Origin of the sequence: Citrobacter sp. S46_ASV_140 (assembly GCF_018919545.1) — a bacterium.
In the GTDB taxonomy this organism is placed as follows: Bacteria; Pseudomonadota; Gammaproteobacteria; order Enterobacterales; family Enterobacteriaceae; genus Citrobacter; species Citrobacter braakii.
In genome coordinates this window covers 1-836 of sequence record NZ_JAHLRC010000282.1, presented here as the reverse complement: position 1 = coordinate 836, position 836 = coordinate 1, and the positions used below count along the sequence as shown (strand labels likewise).

Sequence of the window (836 nt, the reverse complement as noted above, 5' to 3'; positions counted from 1 at the left end):
GTATATGCATGAGCAGAGAAATAAACTTTTTGCTGCCGAGAAAGCGTGATAACACCGTGAATAGTAGCGAGCGCGTGCGCACACTTTCACCTTCGTCCATTGTGTCCATTACGCTATATTGGGCAGCCACCCGGAAGACATCCGGCGTCAGACAGACGGCGGTCATCACTGGGTTGGTACTGCGTTGCCAGAGTGGGATCTGTGAAAGGTCTTTATTTAAAAAACGTAGATAGTCTTTAATGATATCACGGCTGATATGTACGACCAGTGCGTTATTAAGTGATGAGAAATCGATAATATTATTATCGCATGCTACCAGCGCCATATGATTAGCTTTTAAGCTGATGGCTTCTTTACCGTTAATCCTTAACCAAACATCCTTCTCCGTTAATACAACAACACAAGCTGCTCTGCTGCAAACCCTCATACCCAAACTCCAGGAATATGAACATAAAACACCGTAGCTCACCATCAGATGAACCATATCGGCTAAATTGAAATTGTATGATGAATCCAGGACCGCATTAAAATAACGTGTCTGAAATTAATTACAATGTTTGGTGGGAATTTTCTTATGTACACTTTTTTTTACGCAAGTGGAAACGTGATATTTGCGTATAAAAAAAGCGCGGGGTGGTCCCGCGCAAAAAGGTATGACAATGTTATTGTTTTGCAGCAATACTCAGGAATTACTCAAGCATGACATGTCTACCTTAAAAATCGGACTATCTATAAAATGACATTATGCTTTCACGCACATGACGTGATATACACCGTCAATAATTTCCGTTCCTTCGGTTTCATGTTCAAATCCAGGGAAGTGGTGGTCCCAGGAC

1 pseudogene is annotated in these 836 nt (G+C 41.7%); it reads right to left on the bottom strand.

Going from position 1 to position 836, the window contains the following annotated elements:
• Positions 1-427 (bottom strand): annotated as a pseudogene (locus KQJ19_RS23780) (AraC family transcriptional regulator); the annotation flags it as partial.
• Between the last annotated feature and the right edge of the window lie 409 nt (positions 428-836).